This is a genomic window from Burkholderia sp. 9120, assembly GCF_000745015.1.
GTDB lineage: Bacteria > Pseudomonadota > Gammaproteobacteria > Burkholderiales > Burkholderiaceae > Paraburkholderia.
On record NZ_JQNA01000002.1, the window covers coordinates 6,310,896 to 6,337,162 of the forward strand.

The 26,267-nt window shown below is 64.6% G+C and carries 21 protein-coding genes; 8 read left to right on the forward strand and 13 right to left on the reverse strand.

Annotation, left to right across the window (positions count from 1 at the left end; genetic code table 11):
- Window positions 1–98: 98 nt before the first annotated feature.
- From glgB to FA94_RS35990, 4 genes are all read right to left on the reverse strand, one after another.
- Window positions 99–2,309, reverse strand: a complete 2,211-nt coding sequence (gene glgB / locus FA94_RS35975) for a 1,4-alpha-glucan branching protein GlgB (protein WP_035561069.1) — start codon at window positions 2,307–2,309, stop codon at window positions 99–101.
- Window positions 2,302–5,766 (reverse strand): maltose alpha-D-glucosyltransferase, encoded by a 3,465-nt coding sequence (treS, locus tag FA94_RS35980; protein ID WP_035561072.1) that lies wholly within the window; start codon window positions 5,764–5,766, stop codon window positions 2,302–2,304. The genes glgB and treS overlap by 8 nt, the downstream gene beginning before the upstream one ends.
- A complete protein-coding gene (locus FA94_RS35985) occupies window positions 5,763–9,215 on the reverse strand; it encodes a maltotransferase domain-containing protein (RefSeq protein ID WP_063771816.1) in 3,453 nt (1,150 codons plus the stop codon). Before FA94_RS35985 ends, treS begins: the two co-directional genes overlap by 4 nt.
- Before the next feature lie 449 nt (window positions 9,216–9,664).
- Window positions 9,665–10,327, reverse strand: a complete 663-nt coding sequence (locus FA94_RS35990; protein ID WP_035561076.1) for a DUF1345 domain-containing protein — start codon at window positions 10,325–10,327, stop codon at window positions 9,665–9,667.
- Window positions 10,328–10,606: 279 nt separating this feature from the next.
- Here FA94_RS35990 and FA94_RS35995 point away from each other — a divergent pair, with 279 nt between their 5' ends.
- The 4 genes from FA94_RS35995 (at window position 10,607) to FA94_RS36010 (ending at window position 15,217) form a co-directional block, all read left to right on the forward strand.
- A complete protein-coding gene (locus FA94_RS35995) occupies window positions 10,607–11,224 on the forward strand; it encodes a sugar dehydrogenase complex small subunit (protein WP_035561078.1) in 618 nt (205 codons plus the stop codon).
- Between the two features lie 39 nt (window positions 11,225–11,263).
- The gene (locus FA94_RS36000) at window positions 11,264–12,865 is read left to right on the forward strand and encodes a GMC family oxidoreductase (RefSeq protein WP_035561081.1); all 1,602 of its coding nucleotides are present in this window, start codon (window positions 11,264–11,266) and stop codon (window positions 12,863–12,865) included.
- Window positions 12,866–12,885: 20 nt separating this feature from the next.
- A complete protein-coding gene (locus tag FA94_RS36005) occupies window positions 12,886–14,334 on the forward strand; it encodes a c-type cytochrome (protein WP_035561086.1) in 1,449 nt (482 codons plus the stop codon).
- Window positions 14,335–14,479: 145 nt separating this feature from the next.
- Window positions 14,480–15,217, forward strand: coding sequence for a metallophosphoesterase (locus tag FA94_RS36010; protein WP_035561088.1), 738 nt, complete (start codon window positions 14,480–14,482; stop codon window positions 15,215–15,217).
- Window positions 15,218–15,291: 74 nt separating this feature from the next.
- On the opposite strand, the gene FA94_RS36015 is transcribed toward FA94_RS36010, so the two are convergent.
- On the reverse strand, window positions 15,292–15,993 hold the full coding sequence (locus tag FA94_RS36015) for an RES family NAD+ phosphorylase (protein WP_035561091.1): 702 nt from the start codon (window positions 15,991–15,993) through the stop codon (window positions 15,292–15,294).
- Window positions 15,990–16,427, reverse strand: a complete 438-nt coding sequence (locus FA94_RS36020) for an MbcA/ParS/Xre antitoxin family protein (RefSeq protein WP_035561093.1) — start codon at window positions 16,425–16,427, stop codon at window positions 15,990–15,992. The genes FA94_RS36015 and FA94_RS36020 overlap by 4 nt, the downstream gene beginning before the upstream one ends.
- Before the next feature lie 113 nt (window positions 16,428–16,540).
- Between FA94_RS36020 and FA94_RS36025 the strand changes: the two genes are divergently transcribed.
- Complete coding sequence (locus FA94_RS36025) at window positions 16,541–17,227, forward strand: hypothetical protein (RefSeq protein ID WP_035561096.1); 687 nt, start codon at window positions 16,541–16,543, stop codon at window positions 17,225–17,227.
- Window positions 17,228–17,235: 8 nt separating this feature from the next.
- Here the strand turns inward: FA94_RS36025 and FA94_RS36030 are convergent, their stop codons facing one another.
- Window positions 17,236–18,159, reverse strand: a complete 924-nt coding sequence (locus FA94_RS36030; protein ID WP_051981117.1) for an HTH-type transcriptional regulator ArgP — start codon at window positions 18,157–18,159, stop codon at window positions 17,236–17,238.
- 85 nt (window positions 18,160–18,244) lie between these two features.
- Window positions 18,245–19,096, reverse strand: a complete 852-nt coding sequence (locus FA94_RS36035) for a LysR family transcriptional regulator (RefSeq protein WP_035561098.1) — start codon at window positions 19,094–19,096, stop codon at window positions 18,245–18,247.
- A gap of 100 nt (window positions 19,097–19,196) precedes the next feature.
- Here FA94_RS36035 and FA94_RS36040 point away from each other — a divergent pair, with 100 nt between their 5' ends.
- Entirely contained in the window at window positions 19,197–19,580 is a 384-nt protein-coding gene (locus FA94_RS36040) for a tautomerase family protein (RefSeq protein WP_035561100.1), read from the forward strand.
- Window positions 19,581–19,720: 140 nt separating this feature from the next.
- Here FA94_RS36040 and FA94_RS36045 read toward each other — a convergent pair whose 3' ends face one another.
- Window positions 19,721–20,515 (reverse strand): SDR family NAD(P)-dependent oxidoreductase, encoded by a 795-nt coding sequence (locus tag FA94_RS36045; RefSeq protein WP_035561103.1) that lies wholly within the window; start codon window positions 20,513–20,515, stop codon window positions 19,721–19,723.
- A gap of 218 nt (window positions 20,516–20,733) precedes the next feature.
- On the opposite strand from FA94_RS36045, the gene FA94_RS36050 reads away from it, so the two are divergent.
- The gene (locus FA94_RS36050; protein WP_035561106.1) at window positions 20,734–21,570 is read left to right on the forward strand and encodes a TOBE domain-containing protein; all 837 of its coding nucleotides are present in this window, start codon (window positions 20,734–20,736) and stop codon (window positions 21,568–21,570) included.
- A 33-nt stretch (window positions 21,571–21,603) separates the two neighbouring features.
- Here FA94_RS36050 and FA94_RS36055 read toward each other — a convergent pair whose 3' ends face one another.
- From FA94_RS36055 to FA94_RS36070, 4 genes are all read right to left on the reverse strand, one after another.
- Window positions 21,604–22,305, reverse strand: coding sequence for a sulfate/molybdate ABC transporter ATP-binding protein (locus FA94_RS36055; RefSeq protein ID WP_035561109.1), 702 nt, complete (start codon window positions 22,303–22,305; stop codon window positions 21,604–21,606).
- Window position 22,306: 1 nt separating this feature from the next.
- Window positions 22,307–22,981 carry a molybdate ABC transporter permease subunit gene (gene modB / locus FA94_RS36060; RefSeq protein ID WP_035561113.1) on the reverse strand — a complete coding sequence of 225 codons (675 nt, stop codon included), beginning with the start codon at window positions 22,979–22,981 and terminating at the stop codon, window positions 22,307–22,309.
- A 30-nt stretch (window positions 22,982–23,011) separates the two neighbouring features.
- Window positions 23,012–23,785 (reverse strand): molybdate ABC transporter substrate-binding protein, encoded by a 774-nt coding sequence (gene modA / locus FA94_RS36065; protein WP_035561115.1) that lies wholly within the window; start codon window positions 23,783–23,785, stop codon window positions 23,012–23,014.
- A 138-nt stretch (window positions 23,786–23,923) separates the two neighbouring features.
- Entirely contained in the window at window positions 23,924–24,625 is a 702-nt protein-coding gene (locus tag FA94_RS36070) for a phosphatase PAP2 family protein (RefSeq protein ID WP_035561117.1), read from the reverse strand.
- 366 nt (window positions 24,626–24,991) lie between these two features.
- Here FA94_RS36070 and FA94_RS36075 point away from each other — a divergent pair, with 366 nt between their 5' ends.
- Window positions 24,992–26,185, forward strand: a complete 1,194-nt coding sequence (locus tag FA94_RS36075; protein WP_035561119.1) for an extracellular catalytic domain type 1 short-chain-length polyhydroxyalkanoate depolymerase — start codon at window positions 24,992–24,994, stop codon at window positions 26,183–26,185.
- Window positions 26,186–26,267: the final 82 nt, after the last annotated feature.

The window sequence follows — 26,267 nt, forward strand, 5'->3', positions numbered from 1 at the left end:
TTCCCCTTCCTTTGTTCTGATTGTTGAACGCTCGCTTGGGTCTTCATGCAACGAGCGCGCGGTTTGTCACGCCGCGCGCTCGCTCTACAACAACTTCGTCAATCCGCGCGCAGCACGATCGTCGCGAGCGGCGGCAGCGTGAGCGCCGCCGAATGCGGCCAGCCGTGGCTCGACACGGCGTCGGTTTGAATCAGGCCACCGTTGCCCATGTTCGAGCCGCCGTACACGGCGGCATCCGTATTAAGCACTTCGACCCAGCGTCCGCCGCGCGGCATGCCGAGCCGGTAGCCGACGCGCGGCACCGGCGTCATGTTGCAGACCACGACCACTTCGCGGCCCGCGCCATCGGTGCGGCGATAGGCGTACACGCTGTTGCCGTTGTCGTCGCCGACCAGCCATTCGAAGCCGCCCGGTTCGCAGTCGAGCAGGTAAAGCGCGGGTTCGTCGTGGTACAGCCGGTTCAGATCGCGCACCAGCATCTGCACGCCGTGGTGGTTCGAATCGTCGAGCAGATGCCAATGCGGCGACGTGTCGTGATTGAACTCCGCCATCTGGCCGAATTCGCCGCCCATGAACAGCAGCTTCTTGCCCGGATGCGTCCACATGAAACCGAAATACGCGCGCAGGTTGGCGAACTTCTGCCAGGTGTCGCCGGGCATCTTGCCGAGCAGCGAGCCTTTGCCGTGCACCACCTCGTCGTGCGACAGCGGCAGCACGAAGCGCTCCGAATACGCGTACACCATGCCGAACGTCATCATGTGATGATGGTATTGGCGGTAGACAGGGTTTTCTTCCACGTAGTGCAGCGTGTCGTGCATCCAGCCCATGTTCCATTTGAACTGGAAGCCAAGGCCGCCGTCTTCGACCTTGGCCGTGACGCCCGGCCATGCGGTCGATTCCTCGGCGATCGTGATCGCGCCCGGCACACCCGGCACATAGCCGACTTCGTGGTTCAGCCGCTTCAGGAACGCGATCGATTCGAGGTTTTCGCGGCCGCCGTAAATGTTCGGCACCCACTGGTCGGCGGCGCGCGAATAGTCGCGATACAGCATCGAGGCGACCGCATCCACACGCAGAGCGTCGACGTGATAGCGCTTCAGCCACGCCAGCCCCGAGGCGATCAGGAACGCGCTCACCTCGTTGCGGCCGAGGTTGTAGATCATCGTGTTCCAGTCCTGGTGATAGCCTTCGCGCGGATCGGCGTGCTCGTAGAGCGGCGTGCCGTCGAAGTCGACCAGACCGTGCGCGTCGTTCGGAAAGTGCGCGGGCACCCAGTCGAGAATCACGCCGAGACCGGCCTCGTGCGCCTTGTCGACGAAGCCGGCGAATTGCTCCGGCTTGCCGAAGCGCGCCGACGGCGCGAACTGCCCGAGCGGTTGATAGCCCCACGATCCGCCGAACGGATGCTCGGCAATCGGCATGAACTCGACGTGCGTGAAGCCCATGCTTTTCACGTACGGGATCAGCCGGTCGGCGAGTTCTTCCCAGGTGAGGCCGCGTTGGCCTTCTTCGGCGACACGCAGCCAGGATTCGGCGTGCACTTCGTAGATCGAGATCGGCGCGCGCGGCGTTTGCTTCGCGGCGCGCGACTGAATCCACTCGTGATCGCTCCACGGAAACTGTTCGATCTCGTCGACATGCGCGACCACCGACGCCGTGCCCGGCGGCTTCTCGGTTTGCATCGCGCACGGGTCGGCCTTCAAGGGCAGCGGGTGCCCATCGCGCGACAAAAGCTCGTACTTGTAGCGTGTTCCGGCTCCGACGCGCGGCACGAACAGCTCCCACACGCCGGCCTGATGACGCAGCCGCATCGGGTGACGTCGGCCGTCCCACGCATTGAAGTCGCCCACTACGGAGACGCGCCGCGCGTTCGGCGCCCACACGGCAAAACGCACGCCGGGCACGCCGTCCACTTCCATGGGACGCGAGCCGAGCAGTTCGAGCACCGCGTACGGATCGCCGCCGGCGAGACGGCCGAGCGGTTCATCGCCGAGCACGGCGCCGAACGAATACGTGTCCTCGATTTCCTGCACGACGCCATGCCAGTCGATCCGCAAGCGGTACGGCGCCGCGGACGTGACGCGGCCGGCGAACAGCCCCGGCCTCAGTTGTTCGAGCTCGCCGAGCGTCGCGCCGTCGGCGCGCGCGATTACGGTGACGTGCGATGCGTTCGGCAACAGCGCGCGCACCACCGGACCCGCGTCCGTCTGATGCAGCCCGAGCTGCGAGAAAGGATCGGGGTGACGCGCTTCGACGAGCGCGTCGATGTCGAGCGGTTGGAGGCCTGCGGCCGGATCATGCTCACTCATAGTCGCCCTCGGCCGGGTTAGGCGGTGTGGCGGCGCCGGGCGCCTGGGTTGAGGAATCGTGTGACGGTGCGCCAGTATCGCCGAGTAGACGATTGGCGAGCGCGGCGAGGCCGCGCACCGGCAGACCGAGCCACGTGGGGCGGTTGGCCGCTTCGTAGCGGATCTCGTAAGCGGCCTTTTCGATCAGGAACAGATCGAGCAGCGCCTGTTCGGCTTCGGGCGCGACCAGCGGTGTCGCGGCATCCGCCGCGGCGGCGCGATACGCCGTCAGGAACGTGTCGGTGGCATGCGCGCGGAAGCGGTCGAACAGCGCCAGCTTGCGATCGGCGGTTTGCTGCGGCGCGCTCTCCATCGTGGACTGCGCGGCCGCGCTCGCATATGACAACGAACGCATCAAGCCGGCCACGTCGCGCAACGGGCTCGACTTCTGCCGACGCTCGTCGAGCGAACGTGCCGGTTCGCCTTCGAAGTCGATCAGAAACGCGTCGCCCTGCGCCACCAGCACCTGGCCTAAGTGGAAGTCGCCGTGAATGCGGGTGCGCAGCGCGCCCGTTTCGACGGAAACCAGTTTGTCGACGACCTCGACGAGTGCAGCGCGACGGTCAACCAGGCTTTGGGCGAGCGCATGGGTTTCCGGGTCGCTCATCTGCTCGATGCGCGGCACGAGCAAGTCGAGCGCGCCGGCGAGCATCGCCTGCGTGCCGTCGACCCAGGCCTTCACCTGTTCGGCGCTCGCGGGTTCGGGCGAGAACGCGGGGTCGTCGGTCGGCGAGGCGAGCGCGACATGCAACTCCCCGAGCCGCTTGCCGATAATGCCTGCCAACGCGCTATAGCCTTCCATCAGATTGATTTCGTTGCCGCGGTCCGGCGTGGACTGCGCGTCGGTATCCACGGCGATCGCGAGCTCGTCGACCGAACGGCGCAGGAAGTCGAGCGACCAGTTCCACGCGTCGCCCTGATTGTCGATAAAGCCTTGCAGGATCGCCAACGTATGCGGCACGCCTTCGGGATCGACGCGCACCACTTCACCATACAGCGGCGCGGTGTTCGCGTAGCCGAGCTGGGTCAAGTAACGGCTGATTTCCGCTTCCGGATGAATGCCGCTGACAAGCCGACGCACCAGCTTCAGCACCACGGCGTCGGCGATGATCAGCGAACTGTTGCTCTGTTCGGCCGCGAGCCAGCGAATGTCCGGCCGCTCGCCGAGCCCTGAGAGTTCGTCGAAACGCTCGGTCGGCAGAAACTTGATTTCGCTCTTCTGCACGGTCGGCACCACTGCACGTTCGCGCAGCTTGCGCATCACGCCATGCGCGAAGATCGGCAGCGCGAATGCGTCGGTCAAATGGCCGACGTTGCGGCCACGCCGCACGCGTGCCAACGCCAACTGCATGAACAGCGGTGTCGTCGTCTCGCCGCCCCAGGTGATCGCGATCGGCACGACGTAGCGTTCGGTGTGATCGCCCACGTCCGCTTCGATTTCGGTGAACGCGAAGCCGCCGTTCGGAATCGTCGTCAACGCGGCAAGCCGCACCGCATGCATCTTCTGATCCTTCGACGCAAACCAGCGGCGCCGGCTCAGCCACGACGGCAGCACTTCGGATTCGAGCAGGCGTACATTTTCCGGCGTCGGGCCGGCCTGGCCTTCGCGGATCACGATCGTCACGAATTCCGGCAGCGGTTCCGAATGCGCTTGCGCCCAGGTCGGACGCTGGCCACCCGGACACAGCATGAACCACAGGAAGCCGTACGGCGGGAACGTCAGCAGATAGGTGAGCTGGCCGATGGCGGGGAACACCGAATCGGCGGTCATTTCTATCGGCACGGAGCCGTTGAACTCGGACAGGTCGAGTTCCACCGCTTGCGGCGCGCGCGACAGATTCGCCACGCACAAGATCGGCGGCTCGCCCGGCGTTTCACGCAGATACGCAAGGATCTTGCGATTCTCCGGCTTGAGAAAGCGGATCGTGCCGCGCCCGAAGGTTTGCTTCGCGCGCCGCGTGGCCAGCATGCGGCGCGTCCAGTTCAGCAGCGAATGCGGGTCGCGGCTTTGCGCTTCGACGTTGACCGCGTCGAAGCCGTACAGCGAACCCATGACCGGCGGCAGCACCAGTTGTTCGGGATCGGCGCGCGAGAAACCGCCGTTACGATCCGACGACCACTGCATCGGCGTGCGCACGCCGTCGCGGTCGCCGAGGTGGATGTTGTCGCCCATGCCGAGTTCGTCGCCGTAATAGATCACGGGCGTGCCAGGCATGGACAGCAGTAGCGAATTGATCAACTCGATACGACGGCGGTCCCGCTCCATCAGCGGCGCGAGACGGCGGCGAATGCCGAGATTCAGCCGCGCACGGCGGTCGCTCGCGTAGGTGTTCCACAAGTAATCGCGCTCGGAGTCCGTGACCATTTCGAGCGTCAGTTCGTCGTGATTGCGCAGGAAAATCGCCCACTGGTTCGTCTCGGCAAGGTCCGGCGTTTGCCGCATGATGTCGGTGATCGGGAAGCGGTCTTCGCTCGCAATCGACATGTAGATGCGCGGCATCAGCGGGAAGTGGAACGCCATGTGGCATTCGTCTTCGTCGCCGAAATATTCCTTCACGTCTTCCGGCCACTGATTCGCTTCGGCGAGCAGCATCCGGTTCGGATACTCGGCGTCGATGGTGGCGCGGATCTTCTTCAGAATCGCGTGCGTTTCCGGCAGGTTTTCGTTGTTGGTGCCTTCGCGTTCGACCAGATACGGCACCGCGTCGAGCCGCAGCCCGTCGATCCCCATGTCGAGCCAGAAGCGCATGACCTGCAACACCTCTTTCAGCACGGCCGGATTGTCGAAATTCAGATCCGGCTGGTGCGAGTAGAAACGGTGCCAGTAATACGCGCCGGCTACCGGATCATGCGACCAGTTGGACGGCTCCGAGTCGATGAAGATGATGCGCGTTTCCTGATACTTCTGATCGGTATCGGACCACACGTAGTAGTTGCGATGATTCGAGCCCGGCTTCGCGCGGCGCGCGCGCTGAAACCAGGGGTGTTGATCCGACGTGTGGTTGATCACCAGTTCGGTAATCACGCGAATGCCGCGTGCGTGCGCTTCCTGAATGAAGCGCTTCACGTCGGAGAGCTGGCCGTAGTCCGGATGCACATTGCGGTAATCGGCAATGTCGTAGCCGTCGTCGCGCCGTGGCGACGGATAGAACGGCAGCAGCCAGATCGCGTTCACGCCGAGTTCGGCGATGTAGTCGAGCTTGGCGATCAGGCCGGGGAAATCGCCCACGCCGTCGTTGTTCGCGTCGAAGAACGACTTGATGTGTACCTGATAAATGATCGCGTCTTTGTACCAGAGCGGATCGTCGCTCAACGCGGCGGGTTTGCCGCGCCGATGCGAACGGGCTTTCGCCGCGCTGCCGGCGGCGGCGTTGCCATGAGCTTGCGATGTGGCTTGGGCTGAATCGTCACGCTTCATATCGCACCTTCCGTTTGGGTTGGATTGCCAGCGTCTGCGTGATGGGCGCTGTCGGAGTCGCTGTCGGCTTCATCGGGGCGTTCGGCGGGCAGGCCGCCGAGCGGCGCGATCCGCCAGATCGAGAACGGCTGACCGGAGCCGAGCTGAACGTGCTGCCAGCGGCCATGCCATTCGAAGCGCGCGCCGGTCATCTGATCGGTGACTTCAAGCGCGCCGTGGTCGTGCAGATGCCAGTGCTGGAACGTCTCCCACGACAACTCGACGTCCGCGCCCTGTTCGTTGAACGGATCGAGATTGATCGCGACGACGATCACGTTGTCGCGCGCCTCGGTGGCTTTCTCGAAGAACAGAATGTTGTCGTTGTGGGCGGTGAGGAACGTGAGGCCGAGATGCGTTTGCAGCGCCGGGTTCGCGCGGCGAATCCGGTTCAGCGCACTGATCTCGCCGACAATATTGCCGGGCCGGTTCCAGTCCCATGCGCGCAACTGGTACTTCTCGGAGTCGAGATATTCCTCGCTGTTCGGCAAGGCGGCGGCCTCGCACAACTCGAAACCGCTGTACACGCCCCACAAACCGGCCAGCGTCGCGGCCAACGCCGCGCGAATCAGAAAACCCGTGCGACCTTGCGACTGCAAATGCCGTGGGTTGATATCCGGCGTGTTGACGAAGAAGTTCGGCCGGTAGAAATCGCGCGCATCGGTTCGCGTGAGTTCGTTCAAGTACTCGATGAAATCGCGCTTCGATTCGCGCCACGTGAAATACGTGTACGACTGCGAGAAGCCGATCTTGCCGAGCCGGTTCATCATGCGCGGCCGCGTGAACGCTTCGGCAAGAAAGATCGTGTCCGGAAAGCGCGCGCGGATATCGCCGATAACCCATTCCCAGAACGGCAGCGGTTTGGTGTGCGGATTGTCGATACGGAAAATATGCACGCCCGCATCGATCCAGAACAGGAACACGTCGCGCAACGCGAGCCAGAGATCGGGCTTGGCGTCGTGCGCATAGAAGTCGGGGTTGACGATGTCCTGATATTTCTTTGGCGGATTCTCCGCGTAACGCAGCGTGCCGTCGGGACGCCATGCGAACCAGGTCGGATGCTCCTTCAACCACGGGTGATCCGGCGAGCACTGCACGGCAAAGTCGAGCGCGATTTCGAGGCCGTGCGCGTGCGCGGCGGCGAGCATCGCCTTGAAGTCGTCGAGCGTGCCGAGTTGCGGATGCACGGCGGTGTGACCGCCTTCCGCGCCGCCGATCGCATACGGGCTGCCGACATCGCCCGGTTGCGCATTCAACGTGTTGTTGCGGCCTTTGCGATTCGCGCCGCCGATCGGGTGGATCGGCGGGAAGTACAGCACATCGAAGCCCATGTCGCGAATGCGCGGCAGTTTCGTCGTGACGTCGGCGAAGGTGCCGTGGCGCGCTTCGTCGTCGCTCATGGAACGCGGGAAGATCTCGTACCAGCTTGCGAAGCGCGCGGCGGTGCGGTCCGCGTCGATCTTGTAGATGATCGGGTCGCGGCTCAGGAACGGCCGGTGGCGCGCGGCGCTCATCGCCTTCGCGGTGGTCGGCGCGAGCAGCAAGGCGAGTTTGGTGTCCGGGTCGGACTTCGTGAAGACCTTGACGATGTGTTCCAGCGGTTCCGTTATCGCGCCTTCCACGGTTTCGACCTCCGCGAGCACCAGCGCGAACAGATGCGAGGCTTCGTCAAGTTCCAGTTCGACGGTTTGGCCCGCCTTCAGCTTCTTCTGGATATGCTCGACCAGCGACGCGAAGTCGTCGCGCCAGGCGATCACCGTGAATTCGTGGCGGCCGAGGCGTTCGAGCGGAATGCGCGCGGTCCAGATGTCGAGGCCGGCGGGTTGCGCGGGGGACATGGGGACTTCGTGCCACGCGGTTTCGTCGGCGGCACGCCAGAGCACGGCGGCGGCGATCTTGTCGTGACCTTCGGCAAAGATCGCGGCGCGGATCTCGGCGCGTTCGCCGACGCTGCGCTTGGCCGGGAATCGGCCGTTGTCGACGGAAGGCGTCACGTTTTCTATCGCCACACGCGGCGCGCTGAGCGCCTCGATCACCGTTTTGCGGCCGCTGCGTTTGCTGTTGGCTTTGTCGATCGGCGGCGCGAGGCGGATCGGTTTTTCCGTCACCGCGCGGAACAGGCGGACCGCGCCGGGGGCGAGTGTGAACGGTGTCAACGTGACCGGCGTGGTGTGACCGGGCGCGTCGAGCGGCACGAAACGCGTGAAGTTGCCGGGTACGCCCACCAAAAAGCGCGCAGGGTCGACGCGCACCGGCGCGCCGAGTTCGGGATTGATGGCGATCAGGATCGCCTCGTTGGCGTCGCGCAGGTCGGGCTGATCGGCGCGCAGCAGCACGGCGGCGGGCGCGCCTGGCCCGCTTAGCGGGCGCAATTCACCGTTGGCGTGCAGGGTTGCCGTGTTGCATGCAACGTCGTTCACATGCGCAATGCGCTCGGAGAGATCGAACTGCTTCGCCTGAGCCGCGAGCGCGAATTGCGCGGCGTCGCCGCGCGTTTGCGACATCGGCTCGGCGATGCCGTATTCGAAACCCATCGGCATCATCCAGCCGGTGCCGGTCGACGCCGACGCGAACAGCGCGCGCCGATAAGCACGCTCGACGATACCGGCGCCGTGCGCGTCGCTCAGGTCGGCGACGAGGCGTGTGCCGTAGGGTGCTTCGGGGAACGCGATCGGCGAGCCGAGGCGCGCCAGTGCGGCGTGCTCCTCGACCATCCAGCTTGAACGGAAGTCCCACCAGCGCACCGACGTGAACACGCTGTCGAAGCCCGCGCCTTCCAGCGCGGGCAGGTCGCCGCGTGACAGACCGGGCGTCGCGGCGAGAAAGCGCACGTGCGGATGCCGGGCGCGCACCGCTTCGCCGAGCTGCCGCCAGACGGCAGCGGGCACGCGATGGGGCGAGTCGAAGCGGAAGCCGCCCACGCCAGCCTCGGCGAGCGACAGCAATTGCTGCGTCCACCAGAGCGTTAGCGCGGCGCGACTGCCGGCCTCGTTGAAATTCGCATACGCGACGTTGTCCTCGCGATGCACATGGCGCGGATCGAGTCGCGCTTCCTCCGACTCGAACGGATGGAACCAGTCGGCATGTTCGGCGTAGAGCGCGCCATCGGCGGCCATCCGGTCGATCACCAGATCGGCCAGCAAGGTCACGCCATGCTGATGGGCCGTGGTCGCAAGCGTGCGAATCGACTCGACAGCGGACGCTTGCGCCTCGAATACCGGATGCAGCCTGGCGTGATTGCCGACCACTTGCCCGTGGCCTGCCTGTCCCGGCTCAAAGAGACTGCCGATCAACGCATGATCGAAGCCCAGCGCGGCGGCGTGCGCGAACTGCGCGGGCCACGCGGCGAGCGGTCCAACCAGAAGTGAATGAAAAAAGTAAATCCGTGGCGCGTACCCGTTTGGAGATTCCATCGGTCGTTTCCAGATTCGTCCTGCTGCGGTGTGGATGCAATTGGCATGCGATCACAGCGCTCATTGGGCTTCCAGAGCCGGATACCGCTACCGCGCGATTGCGTCGAGCGAAGGCGCGTACTGGTCAATGTAGTGCAAAGATCGTCACGCCGCTGGCCAGTAAGGGAGTGCTTTGACGCCACGCACGGTGACGCCGGGCTGGCCGGAACTGTTCGCAAGACGCAGCAATCGGTGTGCCAGTATGGTCTGGAAACACGGCGAACGGGGGGCGAGCGTGCGCCCCGCAGGAGGATGCGGGGGACGCTGGAAGGTGGGATGGCGACGGGCTAAGGTCTGGCTGAAGTGGCGGCCCGCGTGTAAATCGGGCGGCGTCGTCCGGGTTTTACACGGGGCGTGGGGCGAGCCGAGCAGGTCGCACGGTCACCCGAAAAACTGGAGCAGCAGTGCGCTTACGAACCGACGAGGCCCGCTGCGATGTTCACGCACAAGCCCAGCACCGCGACGTTGAAGTAGAACGACAGGATCGACTGCGCGAGCGCCGCGCGGCGAATCGTGCGCGAGCGCAACACCACGTCGGAAGTTTGCGAGGCCACCGCGATGGTGAACGAGAAGTACAGGAAGTCCCAGTAATTCGGCTGGAGCTTGTGATCCGGAAACAGCAACGGCGTCTCGTCGACGTCCGGGTCGTAGTACAGCCGCGCATAGTGAGACGTGAAGATGGTCGGAATCATGAACCATGCGCCGACCATCGTCAGGCCGGTCAGCGCGTAGTGCCACGCGGTCGAAGCGCCCGCAGTGCCCTTCGCCGAGGCCAGTTCGAGCACGATCGCGGCCAGGCTGGCGACCGTCGCCACGCAGATGATGGCGAGCACCACGCCCGCGTTTTCATCGTCGCGGCGGGCGTATTCGCGCACGTCGCCTTCGTCGGCGAGCGCCATGTGTACCCAGATCAGCACCAGATAGGTCCAGACGGCGGCGTCCCAGCCGGCCAGGCCGAGCACCATGGGACGCGTGTGGGCGGGCAACAGAAACGCGGCGACGACGCCGACGGCCAGACCGATCAGCATGCGTGGCCGATTGCGAAGCACCTGCGGAAGAAATCGTGTGAGCATGGAATATAGGAGGGTGGGCATCGGTGTCGCGGATTCTACCCGCGCTTCGAGCACCATTTGTCGAATGGGCGAGTCACAGGCTATAGTCTTTCGCAACGGCCTTGCGTGCCGCTTTCAGTTGAAAGGCGATTGGCAGGCTGAGGTTTGTTGCACCGAGAAGACCGCTGAAGCGGCACCAGGTTTGGGGTAGAGCATCGAGGCAGCGCGCAAAGGGCATTCATGCCGCGCCGTGTTGCCCGTTGAGTATGACTCACGATCGACTCACCATCTGGAGTCCCCATGACAGATGTTCCTGAGAAAAATAATGCGCACCACGAAGTGACGCATTCAGCCGGGTTGTCGTCGTCAGCTTCGTTGTCGAAATCGTTTCCAACGTCATTTTCCGCGTCACGCAGAGCGTGGGTGCTCGGTGCCTGCGCCGGCGCCGTGGCGCTCGCGTTTGCCGGCGCCGGCCGCTCGCTCTCGTGGATCGCCCCCGCTTTCGCCGATGCGCCCGCGGGCGGCGGCCTCGACGCTTTCGTCGCGCTCTCGCAGCGCCTCACTGCCCACACGAGCTTCGACCCGATTCTCAGCAAGCGTTACTACGACGCCCTCGCTAAATCCGACAGCCAGTTCACCCAGAACGTCGCCGCGCTCAATACGTGGCTGCAAGGCCATGGCGGTGTGCCGTCCGATACGGTCACGCAGGCCTTGCAGGCCGAGCAACCGGCGCTCGCGAAAACCGTGGGCGCGATCATGCGCGCGTGGTATCTGGGCCTGGTCGGCGAGATGCCGCATGTGGACGTGATCGCCTATGAAAAAGCGCTGATGTTCGAGCCCGTGAAAGACGTGCTGACCATTCCGTCGTATTGCCGCGACGTGCCGTTCTACTGGACGCAGAAACCGGTCAGCGCCTGACGCAACGACGTTCCCCGGTCGATATAAAAGAGGGCAACAATGGCAAACTCAACTTCCGCCGACATCGTCGTAGTCGGTTCGGGCGTGGCGGGTGGACTGGTCGCGCATCAGATGGCGCTGGCCGGTGCCTCGGTGATCCTGCTCGAAGCCGGGCCGCGCATTCCGCGCTGGCAGATCGTCGAGAACTTCCGCAACTCGCCGGCCAAGTCCGACTTCGCGACGCCGTATCCGTCCACGCCCTACGCGCCGCATCCCGAGTACGCGCCGGCCAACAATTATCTGATCCAGAAGGGCGACTATCCGTACAACTCGCAGTACGTGCGGCTGGTGGGCGGCACCACCTGGCACTGGGCGGCGGCCGCGTGGCGCCTGCTGCCGTCGGACTTCCAGTTGCACAAGCTGTACGGCGTGGGGCGCGACTGGCCGTATCCGTACGAAACGCTCGAACCGTGGTATTCCGCGGCGGAAGCGCAGTTGGGCGTGTCGGGCCCGGATAACTCGATCGATCTCGGCTCGCCGCGTTCGAAGCCTTACCCGATGAGCGCACTACCGCTGTCGTACATGGATCAACGGTTTAGCGACGTGCTGAATGCGCAGGGCTTCAAGGTGGTGCCCGAGCCGGTGGCGCGCAACAGCCGTCCGTACGACGCGCGACCCACCTGCTGCGGCAACAACAATTGCATGCCGATCTGCCCGATCGCCGCGATGTACAACGGCGTGGTACACGCGGAAAAGGCCGAGCAGGCCGGCGCGAAACTGATTCCCGAGGCGGTGGTGTACCGCGTCGAAGCGGACAACAAAGGGCTCATCACGGCGGTCCACTACAAGGACCCGAACGGCAACAGCACACGCGTGACCGGCAAGCTGTTCGTGCTCGCCGCCAACGGCATTGAAACGCCGAAGCTGATGCTGATGTCGACCTCCGACAAATTCCCGCACGGCGTGGGCAACAGTTCCGACCAGGTGGGCCGCAACCTGATGGATCATCCGGGCACGGGCGTGACCTTTCTCGCCAATGAACCGTTGTGGCCCGGACGCGGGCCGATGGAAATGACCTCGATCGTCAACTTCCGCGACGGCGCGTTCCGCTCCGATTACGCGGCCAAGAAGCTGCATCTGTCGAACGGCGTGCCGACCATGAGCGTGACCGCCGATCTGCTGGGCAAAGGCCTCACCGGCGCCGAGCTCGACCGGCAGATTCGCGACCGCGCGGCGCGCACGCTGAACATCAACAGCTTTCACGAGCATCTGGCCGAGCCGCAGAACCGGGTGGTGCCGTCGGCGGATCACAAGGACGCGCTCGGCATTCCGCAGCCGGAGATCTACTACTCGATCAACGACTACGTGAAGAAAAGCGCGGCCAATACGCATGAACTCTACGCGCAGATCGCCAACCTGTTCGGCGGCGCCGAGGTCTCGTTCGACGACACCTTCGCCCCCAACAATCACATCATGGGCACCACGATCATGGGCAGCGACCCGGCGGATTCGGTCGTCGATGCGGATTGCCGCACGCACGATCACTCCAATCTGTTCATCGCCAGCAGCGGCGTGATGCCCACCGCGGCCTCGGTAAATTGCACGCTGACGATCGCAGCCTTGTCGCTGAAACTGGCCGACAAGCTCAAGCGTGAAATCTGAGCCCTGAACGGAGCGCCACCATGACGAAGAACTTCTCTCGCGGGCAGCCGGCTCAGGCGCTCGTTCAGCACAAGCGGCGGCGTTTCCGGGTCGCGACGCTGGCGGCGGCGTTCTCGCTGTTCGCGCTGTATGTGGCGTGGTACGAAGCGCATGGGCCCAACGCGCGGCATAACGACGAATTGCCGATCATGCAGGCGCATGCTGACGACGCGTCGCAAGCGCCCGGTGGTGCGGCCAACGGTGTGGCCAACAGCGCGCCCACGCCCGCCGCCGCAGCCGGTAGCAGCGATCTGGTGAAACGCGGCGAATACCTCGCGCGCGCCGGCGATTGCGTCGCGTGTCACACGGCGGACAAAGCCCGTCCGTTTGCGGGCGGCCTGCCGATCAACACGCCGTTCGGCACCATCGTGACGCCCAACATCACGCCCGATCCGGACACCGGCATCGGCCAATTGAGCGACGCCGATTTTCTGCGCGCGATGCATGAAGGTATCGGCAAGAGCGGCGAGCGGCTTTATCCCGCGTTCCCTTATGCGGAATACACCAAGGTCACCGATCAGGACGTGCTGGCGATTCGCGCGTATCTGAACACGCTCACGCCGATCCACTATGCGCCGCCGAGCAACAGCCTGAAATTCCCCTTCAACCAGCGCTGGTTGATGGTGTTCTGGAACATGTTCAATTTCACCGAGGGGCGTTTCGTCCCCGATCCGAAGCAAAGCGCCGAGTGGAATCGCGGCGCGTATCTGGTGGAAGGTCTCGCGCATTGCGAGGAGTGCCATACGCCGCGTAATTTCACCCAGGGTTTGAAGACGAGTTCGCGCTTCTCCGGCGCGCTGCAGGCCGGCTGGCATGCGTACAACATCACGCCGGACAAGAACAGCGGCGTGGGCAACTGGAGCGACGACGAGCTCGTTTCGTATCTGTCGACCGGCGCGGCGCCGGGACGCGCCAACGCGGCCGGCCCGATGGCCGAAGTGGTGACCGACAGCACGCAATATCTGACGCGTGAAGACCTCGGGTCGATCGTCGCGTATTTGCACTCCGTGCCGCCGATCAGCGGCGGCGAAGCGCGTCCGCGCGACCAGTGGGGCAATCCCGCCAACGACGTCACGGCAATGCGCGGCACCACCGTCAACGCGGTGAACGGCGCGCAGCTGTTCGTGGCCAATTGCGCGACCTGTCATAGCTGGACGGGCCAAGGCGTGGGCGCGAGCGCGCCGGGGGCGTATCCGTCGCTGATCCATAACTCGGCGGTCGGCGCGAGCGACGCCAACAATCTGGCGATGGTGATCCTGCACGGCGTCAGACGGACGACGAAGCAGGCGGACGTGCTGATGCCCGCCTTCGGCACCGAACTCACCGACGATCAGGTCGCCGCCATCACCAACTATGTGACCAAACAGTTCGGCAATCCTCAGTCGACAGTGACCGTCGATCAGGTCGCCAAGCTGCGCACTCAGCAATAGCGGCCGCGCGGAGCGCGTGTTTCCGGAGAGGGCTTCCGGAAACACGCGGTTTTCGCGTCGATTTGCATCAATTTCGCCGTTCGGCGCGCCGGGATACGATGGGCAACGCGCATACGTCGCGTATCTGTCGCATTATCATGGGCCCATGGCTTCCGTACTCGTCAATCCCGTTCAGCATCATTCGGCCAATGCGAGCGGCCGCGATTTCGTGGTCGGCGATCTGCATGGCTGCGTCGATGCATTGCGCTATCTGCTGCGCACCATCGCGTTCGATCCCGCGCGCGACCGGCTGTTCTCGGTCGGCGATCTGGTGGATCGCGGCGAGCATTCCGAACAGGCGCTCGCGCTACTCGACAAGGCGTGGTTTTTCCCCGTGCTCGGCAATCACGAAGACACGTTGTGCGGTGTTGCGGACGGTCGTATGCGGCGTCAGTGGTGGTATGGCATTGGCGGCGCGTGGGCGGCGGATTTGCCCGACGAACGCTTGCAGCACTATGCGGAGCAATTGCGGACGTTGCCGCTCGTGCGGGTGGTGGGCAGCGGCAAGGAGCGCTTCAATATTCTGCATGCCGAATTCTTCGGCTCGGACGCTGAACTCGATGCAGGGAATTTTTCCGCCGACACCCGTCAGCATTTGCTGTGGGGTCGTGGCCTCGCTTTGGGCAATAGCGATCCCGGCCGTCAACGCGGTCTTTCGCTGACGTATTGCGGCCACACGCCGATGCGCGATATTCAGCAGATTGGCTCGCAGGTGTTCATCGACACCGGCGCGTTCGGGCCGAGCGGCAAGCTGACGATCGTGGAGCCGCAGGCATTGCGCCGCTGGTCGGTCTCGACCGAAGACGCGCGTGCCGATGGCGCGGCGGCGTTGGCGTTGCCTTGACGCAGTTTGCTCGGCGTTCGCTGACGCTTTTACGCGCGCCTTAGGGCATCTTTTGCGATTCAACCGTCAGCGTATCAACCCACCTGGTTGAGTTCGAACACCATATCCACGCTCGTGCCGTTCCAGTTGTATTCCAGATACGCGGCGTGATGACAGGCGCGCAGCAGTGTCGTTTTGAACCCGGCGAGACATTCGCCGTCCGGGTCTCGCACCGATGGATACGCAATGCCCGGCGCCCCCGCTTCGCGCACCGCGCGACCGAGCGATTGCCCCGCCAGATAATCGTGCGGCGACAGCACCGCGAGATCCAGCGACGCATCGCCGCGAAGATCCACCACGTTGCCTTGCGCGATAACCGTGTAGAGACGCATTTGCTGGCGCATGGGCGCCTCGGCGGTGGCCTCCAGAAATTTGCCCGTGTGATACCGCGTTTCGGCGATCGCGGTGGCGCGCGAGCGGGCGCAATAAAACACGCCGTAGCTGCCGTCCGAAAAGCGACTGCCTAGCGGATTCAGATGCGTCAACGCGGCCATGATCGGTCCGTAGCCGGGCCCGAATTGGCGCTCTTCGTACGGCACCAGATCGAGATCGCCGACCTCGGTGCGCAGACGGTCGTTGGTCATCGCCTCGAGCGCGTACAACGCGTCGAAATCTTGCGGCGATGCCACCCGGTCGAACAGATTGACGGCCGGAAAGCGTGTGGGAATCACCCGATAGGCGGGCGACCAGTCGAGCCGCGCCGTGCGCCAGCGGTCCTGCCATTGCGGTTGTGTCACGCCCAGCCGCCTCGCATTGCGTCGAGATACTGGCGTACGGCCACGAGATCGCTGATGTTGCCGGCCAGCATGCGGTCTAGCGCGCGACGGCCGCCGAATGGCGGCGCGCTGTTGGGGCGCTTGATCCAGGAGTCCGCGGCGCCGGCTTGCGGCAGCAGGATTTGCAGCGCCTTGTAGATGCCGAGCAGCAGCGACAGGCGTTCGAGCGTATCGCGCCCGACGCGCGCCGTTTCAGGCGCCGCTTTCCATTTGAAGAAAGTGGAGCGGCCAGGTGAGCCGAGCAGCACGATCTGCTCCTCGGCGCTCAAGTCCCAGTCGCGTGCGATGTTGAAGAAAGCGCGCAAACCCGCCGCGGACATTTCCGTTAACGAGGGGGCCGAAGCGGGCCGTCGAATCGGCGCGTCGGGCTGTGAGGCACGGGCGGCGTGAGCCATGAGCGGGTAAGTCCTTTTATGTACTTAAGATAAATAATAGTCTAGATGTGGATTTTTGCAAGGGAATATAATCCCGGGCTCATTGGGCAGTGGCAGATCAGGAGAAGCGGGAGATGTGGGTTCGAGTAGTAGCAGCGGCGCTGGCCGTGTGGTGTGTGTCGGGTGCGGCGATGGCTGCGGGTTATGCGGAAACGTGGAATCCGCCGGAAGCGACGGGGCATGCGGCCAAACAGGCCGGGAAGACGAAGAAGGTTGGGAAGGTTAAGGCTTCGGGCGGTTCGAAGGCGGGTTCAAAAGCGGGGGCGAAGGTTGCCTCGTCGAAGACGGCGTCAAAAACCGCTTCCAGGCATACGGCGAGCGGTCAGCACGGGGCGCAGCGTGTGGCGTCGGCGTCGGTGACGGGCAAAGGTGGCAAGCCAGCGACGCGTGGCGCGGTAAAGAAAGTGACGGCCAGGAATGGGAGTGCAAAAGGAACCGTCAAAGCGCTGGGCACTACAGGCGGCAAGCCCAGGAAGCCGAAAGCAGCCGTGATGGCGCAGGGTAAGAAGCCACATGCGCAACTGGTGACGGCGAAATCAGGACAGGGCAAGGTCACGCACGCCAACCTGGTTCAAGGACATGCGACGCGTCCGCACGCGGCCAAGGTTGCGGCGAAATCGGCTGCAACGAAACCGGCAGTAGCTCAAGCCAATGCGCCGGCTCAAAACGCAAACGTTAGCGCCAGTCCGGCGGCGATGGCCGCCACGTCCAGCAATCCGGCGACCGCCGGTAGCGGCTCGTTGCCGCCAATTCTTCACTGAGCTCGATTTCAGCCGGCGCGTTTGCGTTTGGCCTTGGTCTCGGGCGGCCCCAACGCCGTGCGGCCCAGTTCCACGATCCGCGCCGACAGCTTTTCCAGGCGCGGCGACTGCACCTTCCACGCGTGCCAGTACAACTCGACGTCGGTGGGCTGTTTCGGCGCGAGGTCGACCAGCTCGCCGCGCGCCACGGCGTCGCCGAATTCCAGCTCCGGCACCATTCCATACGCGAGGCCGCGCTGGATCGCCATGTAACGCGGGACCGGCGCGGGCACGTAATGGCACGGATACGCCTCCGGCGGCAAGCCGAGGCGCGTCTCGAGAAAGCGCGCCTGCAACGCGTCCTTGCGTGAGGACAGGATCACCGGCGCGCGCCGCGCGCTGTCACGCGTCAACCCATTCGGAAACCAGCGTTCGACAAACGCCGCCGATGCCACCATCCGGTAGCGCATCGCTCCGAGCCGTTCGGCGAAGCAGCCGCGCATCGGCGCGGGTTCAGTGGTGATGCAGCCGATCGCAAGACCCGACGCGAGCAGCGCATGCGTATGGTCCTGATCGTCGACGGTTAGGTCCAGCAGCACGTTTTCCTGCAGCAGGATGTCCGAGAGAGCGGGGAAAAACCACGTGGATAGCGTGTCCGCGTTGACGGCGGCGGCGACGCTCAGCAGCGCCTCGTTGGCGCCGGCCAGGTCGCTGGCGAAGTCGTCTTCGAGCAGCGCGGCGCGCCGCAGATATTGCAGCAGGCGCTGGCCCATCTGCGTGGCGCGACATGGTCGCGTGCGCACGATCAGCGGATTGCCGATGCGCGTTTCGAGCGCCCGCACCCGCTGCGATACCGCCGACGACGTGAGATTCAGCCGCACGGCGGCCTGCTCGAAACTGCCGGTTTCGATGACCGCGCGCACGGCGGCGGTTTGTCGGGGGTCGAGGTCCACGGTTCGTCTTTTGAATGGGTTAATTTTCTAGCTTAAGCGAAAGGCGAGGGAGTTCATCCGCGCGTTGCGGCGCCGAGTCGTTTTGTCACTGTGCCGCCAACCCATGCGTCACCAGCCGCAACGTCTCCACCGAGCGCTGATCCCGCACCCGCGAGTGCAGCGTCACCCGCGACTCCGGCAGCAGTGGCAAACCCAGCCGCTCGCCGACATCGACCAGACCGCGCGGCGCAACCCGGCGTGCGAGCGGCGACACCGCCAGTCCCGCCGCGACCGCCGCGCCGACCGCCGCGACTCCGCCACCGACGAACACCTCCTGCCACGCGATCCCCGCCTCCGCCAACGCGCGTAGCGCCACTTCGCGCACGTTGCACGGCGGGCTGAGCAAGGCCAGCGCCAACGGCTCGCCGACGCGCGGCAGCCATTCCGGCGTGGCCAGCCAGCCGAGCGGTTCGCTGAAAAGCACCTGCGTATCGTCGCGCGGCGGCTCGTCCGGACCATAACGGACGATCACCGCGTCGAGCCGGCGTTCGTCGAATTGCGCGAGCAGCGCGGTCGACGTCCCCATATGCAGTTCCACCACCAGTCCCGGATCCTGCGCATTGAGCCTGCCGAGCAACTGCGGCAACTCGGGCCCCGCGACATGCTCGCTCAGCCCCAGCACCAACCGGCGACGTTCCACCGACAGCGAACCCAGCGCCCGTTCATGCGCGTTCAACAGGTCGCGTGCCGCGCCGAGAAACGCGTTGCCGTCGCCGGAAAGGCGCACCACGCGAGGCGTGCGCTCCAGCAACTGCTTGCCCAGATGCGCTTCCAGCCGCTTGAGCTTGAGGCTCACGGCCGATTGCGTGGTGCCGAGCGAATCCGCCGCGCGCGTGAAGCTGCGCAGATCGGCGACCAGAACGAATGCGCGGACCGCGTCGAGATCAAGTACTTTCATTTCAAATGAATATAGATGAAATCATCAATGATGTCTGTTTATTATGACTGAGCGCGCCTAAGCTGTGTTTACCCAATCACTGCAACCGAGGAGATTCATCATGCCGCTCACACGAATCGCATTGCGCGCCGGCAAGCCGGCTGAATACCGGAAGGCGCTGACGCAGAGCATCCAGCGTTCGCTGGTGGAGACCTGCAACGTGCCGAAGGACGACATTTTCATGTTGATCACCGAGCACGACGCCGACAATTTTGTGTACGACAGCCAGTATCTGAACGTCGAGCGCAGCGACGATCTGGTGATCGTTCAGATCACGTTCAACAACACGCGAACGATCGAGCAGAAAAAGGCGCTGTACAAGCGCATGGCGGATGAACTGGCGGAGTCGCCGGGGCTGCGACGGGAAGATGTGTTCATCAATCTCGTCGAGGTGCTGAAGGAGAATTGGTCGTTCGGCAACGGGATCGCGCAGTACGCGCTTTAAGCGTTGCGCGCCGCGGAGCGCGTGTCGTAGCGGGAAGCTTCGCGACGCGAAACGGGCGGTAGGGTCGATTCGGCTCGCTTTACGGAGCCGTGTTCGACCCTATCGCCCGTTCGTTGTTTAGCCGCGCAAAAGCGCCGCCGTTAAGCAATCGTATCGATGACCCCACCGTCCACACGCAGCGCCGCGCCGGTAGTCGCCGAAGCCTGCGGCGAGCACACGTACACGACCATGTTGGCCACTTCCTCGGTGCTGGCCGCGCGTTGGATGATCGAACTGCTGCGGTGCGCGCGCACGAATTCGGTGGCGACCTGTTCGACGGTTTTGCCTTGCTCGCGCGCGGTGTCTTCCACCATCGAACGGAATCCGTCCGACAGCGTCGGTCCGGGCAGCACGGAGTTCACCGTCACGCCGCTGCCGGCCGCCTGCTTGGCGATGCCGCGCGCAATGCTCAGTTGTGCGGTCTTCGAGAAGCCATAGGCCAGCATATCCGGCGGAATGTTCAACCCCGATTCCGACGAGATGAAGACTACGCGTCCCCATTTGCGCTCCATCATGCCCTTCAGATAGTGCCGCGTGAGTCGCACGCCGGACATCACGTTGACTTCGAAGTAGCGCGCCCAATCGTCGTCTGGCGTGGAGAAAATGTCGCCGGGTCCGAAAACGCCAAGGTTGTTCACCAGAATGTCCGCCTGCGGCACGGCTTTCGCCAGCGCGTCGCTGCCGGCCTGACTGGAGAGGTCGCCGGCAAAGCCTTGCAACTGCGCGTGCGGCGCCGTCTTGAGGATGGCTTCGATGGCGCGGTCCACGGCGTCCTGCTTGCGTCCGTTGACGACCGTCCGCGCGCCCGCCGCGGCGATGCCGGTGGCGATAGCCAGGCCGATCCCCGCAGTGGAGGCGCTGACGATAGCGGTCTTGCCCGATAGATCGATGTTCACTGTGTGCTCCTTGTCGACGTTGCAACGCGTGAGCCGGAAGTGGCCGCGCAGGAAATAGGAAGAACGGTGCCCGAGGCATCGAGCAGAAAGTATTCCACGGTTCCGTTTTCGAGGCCGGCTGCGTGCCAGGCTGGCGGACGGCGGTGCGCGGTGGCGTCGTTATAATGATTCGCTGTCCTTGTTGCTGTCCTTTTCGCTCTCCACCACCGTTCCTCGCCATGACAACCGACCACTCCGATCCTTCCCACGAGCCCCTCGAACTCGGCGGTTCCGTCTGGTTTCAGGCGGGCGCGCAAACGCTCGGCGGCGCGTCGCGGATCGCGTTGCTCGCGGCGATCGGCGAAACCGGCTCGATCACCAGCGCGGCGAAAGCCGTCGGCATGAGCTACAAAGGCGCGTGGGACGCTATCGACACGATGAACAACCTCGCCGGCGAGCCGCTCGTCGTGCGTCTGACCGGCGGCAAGGGCGGCGGCGGCACCACGCTCACGCCGCGCGCCGTTAAGCTGATCGAGACGTTTCGCGCGGTCGAGCGCGAGCATCGGCGCTTTCTGGAGCGGGCCGGCGCGGCGATTGAAGGATTCGCCACGGATTGGGATCTGATCGGCCGCATCGGCGTGAAAACGAGCGCGCGCAATCAGCTTTACGGCACGGTGTCGGCGGTGACGCGCGGCACCGTCAACGACGAAGTGGCGCTGGCATTGGCCGGCGGGCACGAAATCGTCGCCGTGGTCACGCACGAAAGTACGGAGACGCTGGGGCTTGCGGTGGGTTCGGCCGCGTTCGCGCTGATCAAGGCGTCGTGGGTCGTGCTGCTGGTCGAGCGCGACAGCGGCGCGCCGCTCAAGCTGTCGGCGCGCAATCAGTTGCGCTGCACGGTGCTGAGTGTGAAACGCGGGGCGGTGAGCGCCGAGGTGTCGCTCGGGTTGGAAGGCGGCGCGGTGATCACGGCGGTGGTGACCAATGAGAGCGTCGACACGTTGGGCCTGGCGGAAGGTTCGGTCGCCGTCGCGGCATTCAAGGCGTCGAGCGTGATACTTGGGGTGAAGGACTGAGCTGGCGGGCAGTGCGACGGCGTTTGCTCGGATTCAAGGCTCGCTGCGCACGTACCCCGCGAACACCTGATGCTCGCGCACGCAGCCGTCGCTGACTTGCACGACCTGATCGCCGAATGCGGCGACGTCGTCCGGATCGTGCGTGATCAACACCATCGGAATATCGAGCCGCGTTTGCAGGTCGGATAACTCGCGCCGCATACGCTGACGCAGCGCGCTATCCAGCGCGGAAAACGGCTCGTCCAGCAGCAACAACCGCGGTTGCGCGACGAGCGCACGCGCCAGTGCGACCCGCTGCTTTTGTCCACCGGAAAGCTGCGCCGGATGATTCCCGGCAACACTCTTCAATTCCAACGCATCAAGCCAGTAATCGACCTGCGGATGCGCGAGCCGCGCGCGCGGATTGAGCCAACCCTGCTGCAAACCGAAACCGATGTTCTGCCGCACGTTGAGATGCGGAAACAGCGCGTAGTCCTGAAACAGATACGCGATCTCGCGCGCCTGCGGTTTCAGATCGATGCCGCGCGCGCTGTCGAACAGCGCGTCGCCATGCAGCGTGATCGCGCCCTCGTCCGGGTGCAGCAGGCCGGCAATCGCCTGCAACGTCAGACTCTTGCCCGCGCCGGACGGCCCGAACAGCACGACGCGCGGCGTGGTCGCCTGGAATGCGACGTCGAGCGTAAAACGGCGCTCGGCGCTCTGGAATGTCTTGCGGATGTCGACGGCGAGCGGCATGTCAGCGGGACGTCAACAGGGTGTGCTGCGGCACGAGACGCCCCGCCAGCAACAGGATCACGACGCACGTCACCGAAGTCACGAGCACGAGGAAATTCGCGGTGCTGTCGTCGCCCGCTTGCACCGCCGAATAGACCGCCACCGACAACGTCTGCGTGCGGCCCGGCAAGTTGCCCGCGATCATCAGCGTCGCGCCGAATTCGCCGAGCGCGCGGGCGAACGCCAGCAGCCCGCCCGCCAGAATGCCGCGCGACGCCAGCGGCAAGGTCACGCGAAAGAACACGGCAGTCTCGCTGACGCCGAGCGTGCGCGCGGCTCGTTCGAGTTGCGGATCGACGGCTTCAAACGCGGCGCGCGCCGATTTCAGCACGAGCGGAAATGCCACGACGGTCGACGCGATCACCGCGCCTTGCCAGGTGAACACCAACTGGATATCGAAACGATCGAGCCAACTGCCGATCACGCCGCGCCGCCCGAGCAGCACGAGCAGGTAGTAGCCGAGCACGGTGGGCGGCATCACGAGCGGCAGCGTCAGCAGCGAGTCGACCAGATCGCGCGCGCCGGAACGCCAGCGCGACAGGCCGAAGCCCGCCGCGACGCCGAACACCAGATTGAGCGCGGTGGCCCAGCCCGCTACTTTGAGCGACAGCAAGAGCGGAATCCAGGCCTGTTGCATGGGCGTGCGATGCCTCGGTGATTTCGTTGATCAGTGCGCGGGCTTGAAGCCGTACTTCGCCAGCACGGCCTGGCCGGCTGGCGACAGCACGAAGCTGATGAAGGCTTGCGCGTCTGCCGCGTGACGGCTGCCTTCGACTTGCGCGATCGGATAGGTGATCGGCGTTTGCGTCGGCACGTTCAGCGCGACCTTGACCTTGTCCGGCATGACGGCGGCGTCGGTGCTGAAGACGAAGCCGGCGTCGACTTCGCCGCGCGACACGTAATCGAGACTTTGACGCACGTTAGCTGCGAGCACGGCCTTCGCGCTGACGGCGTCCCACACGCCGGCAGCCTGCAGCGCGCCTTGCGCATAACGGCCGATCGGCACGGACGCCGGATCGCCATACGCGACACGTTTCACGTTCGCCGATGCCAGATCGTTGATGGCGGTCGGCGCGAAGTGGCTGTCCGTCGGCACGATCAGCACCAGCGAATTCGCGGCGAAGTCTTTGCGCGTGGCCGGCACGATCACTTTTTCGGCGGCGGCCTTGTCCATGGCTTTCTGATCCGCGGAGGAGAACACGTCGGCGGGCGCGCCCTTGGCGATCTGCTGCATCAGCACGTCGGAGGCGCCGAAGTTGAGCAGAACCTTGGTGCCGGGATGCTGCTGCTCGAACACGTCGCTGACGGCCTTGAACGCGTTGGTCAGGCTGGCGGCGGCGGAGACCACCAGTTCATCGGCGCGCGCATTGACGCTGACGACCAGAGAGAAGGCGCTGGCGATGAACAGCGCGTGTTTCAGAAAGCGGCGGGACAGTGTCATGGAGGCTTGGGCGTCCGGCGCAGACCGGAGCGGCAGGTTAAAACGCTATCGTAATATATGAAAGGTTATAACGGTAACCATGACGATTATTCAACGGTGCGCATAACCCGATGCGTGATGCGGCAACGGGCCGGCGTGTTAAACGTGGGATGAACGCGGCGGGGTGAGGGTATTGAGCGTTTGCGACAGCGGCGTAGTGGCCGGGCGGACATCGCGCACGGCCCGCCACTTGGCGCGGATGAACGGCCGCTCATGGCCGGACACCTTCAACGCGATATGCGTGACCCAACGTTGCGTGGGCACATGGACGCCGTGCATCAGCAGCGCGAGGACCATCAGACTCACGGTGACGGGCAGCGCCGACAGACGGCCGGGTTCGGCATGCCACGCCATACGCACGAACAGCAGCGCGGCGAGCGCGCCGACCAGACAGCCGGTAATGGCTTCGGAGGGCGAGTGAGCGCTCAGCACGACGCGCGACAAGCCCACCGCGATACCGGCGGCCAGGCCGAGCAACACGCCGAGCAAACGGATGGCCGGCCGCGACGGCAGCAGCATCAGGAACAGCGCGACCGGGTAGACCGCGGTGGACAGCATGGCGTGACCGCTGACGCCGGTGAAGTCCAGTTCGCGCACGCCCACGCCCCAGCCGAGGAAGGCCAGCTTGGTCACGGTCGTCACGCCGATGGCCGCGCCCAGCACCAGCAGCCAGCCCGCTGCCATGCGCCACGAGTAGCCGACGGCCAACCACAGCGCGATGGCGAACGCGAGCGGCAGCGTCATGCCGGCGCCGCCGAGGCTGGTAATCGCGTACCACAGATGAACGGGTAAATCGGGCATGGCAAGAAGCGCGACCCAGGCCGCGTAGAATCGGTTGGTATTGAATGGTTAACGCGCGAACGGCACGAATCGCCGACCTGGCGCTGCCTCACACGTCAAAGAATTAACCGCCAGTATAGACGGGTGCTGCGGGGCGGTCCCGCCGCGCGCGACGCTTTCCGGCGCCGGACGTTGGCTGGCGAACAAGCCCTGACGCGGTTTGACGCCGAGTTCGCGACAAGGTTCGCCGGGCGGAAATTTCGCGGATTGAACGTGGTCCATGCCTCCAGCATCGCGTGAGGAATGGTGTTATTGTGCATTGCACAACGAAACACTATTCCCGTTCTATCGGACGGATCCTGTCCCTTTTTGCGAGGTTATCCGCCGATGGCAAAAAGTCTATCGAAGATCTGGCTGCGCGGTCTCAAGCGATTGCTGGCCATTCAGGCCGAGCCCCTTCACAAAGCTGCCAAACGCACGCCCGCACGGCCGACCCGGGCCGCCACGAGCAAGGCTTCGGCGAAGGTTCGTCCGCTCAAGGCCGCCGCGGTGCGCGCGCCGGCAAAGCGGGAGACGTCGCGACCTGCCGCGCGGGAATCGCGGGTGCGGCCGCGCGCTTCGGCGTGGGCGAGCGGTGCATGGACGCGCTCGTTCCATTCGGCGCCCGCCGCGCCTGGACGGCTGGTCAACCATCTTCAGTACGGCTTGTACATTCCGTCGGGGCATGCGCTCGAATCCATGCCGCTGGTCGTGATGCTGCACGGCTGCACCCAGTCGATCGATGAATTCGCCGAGGGCACGCGCATGAACGTGCTGGCCGACCGCTTCGGCTTTGCCGTGGTGTATCCCGAACAGTCGAAGCATGTGCATTCGCATCGCTGCTGGCATTGGTACGATGCCAGCGAAAGCGCCGGCGGGGCGGAGGCGCGCGCCGTGGTGTCGTTGGTGGATGCGTTGATCGTGCAGCATGGTTTCGACAGCGAACGGGTGTATGTCGCGGGTATTTCGGCCGGAGCAGGGCTGACCGCGTTGCTGGCGCTCAATTATCCGGAGCATTTCGCGGCCGTGGCGCTGCATTCCGGCCCCGCTTTCGGTGAAGCCCGCTCAGGTATCGCCGCCATGGATGTGATGCGGCGCGGCGCGCGGGGTGAACCGGCCGAGCTGGTCGATGCGCTGGTCGACGTGGCGAACTATCCCGGCATGCCGGCGATTATCGTTCACGGCGACGCCGACCATGTGGTGTCGCCGGTCAACGCGGACCAACTGGCGGAGCAGTTCCTCCGCCTGAACCGTATCGTCGACGCGAACGGCGCGCGCAAATCCGGCGAAGTGCGCGAAGAACGCAAAGGCGGCGTCGTGATGCGCGACTACATTCGCAGCGGACGGCGGGTGGTGCGGCTGTGTCGTGTGCAAGGGCTTGCTCATGCGTGGAGCGGCGGCGACGACGTTATCCCGTTTCATTCGGCCAAAGGCCCTGATGCCAGCGCCATGGTGTGGGAATTTTTCAAGCATCAGCGCCGCGTGGGCGCCGGCCGATCGTCGGAAAGCCCTGTCGCAGCGATGTCCGCTGGTGTGCGGTGACGTTGGATCAACATTTTTGAAATGAGTGGCGCGGCTTTAGGGTTTTCCCTATAATAGGGGTTATCCCTTAGGCGTTAACGCC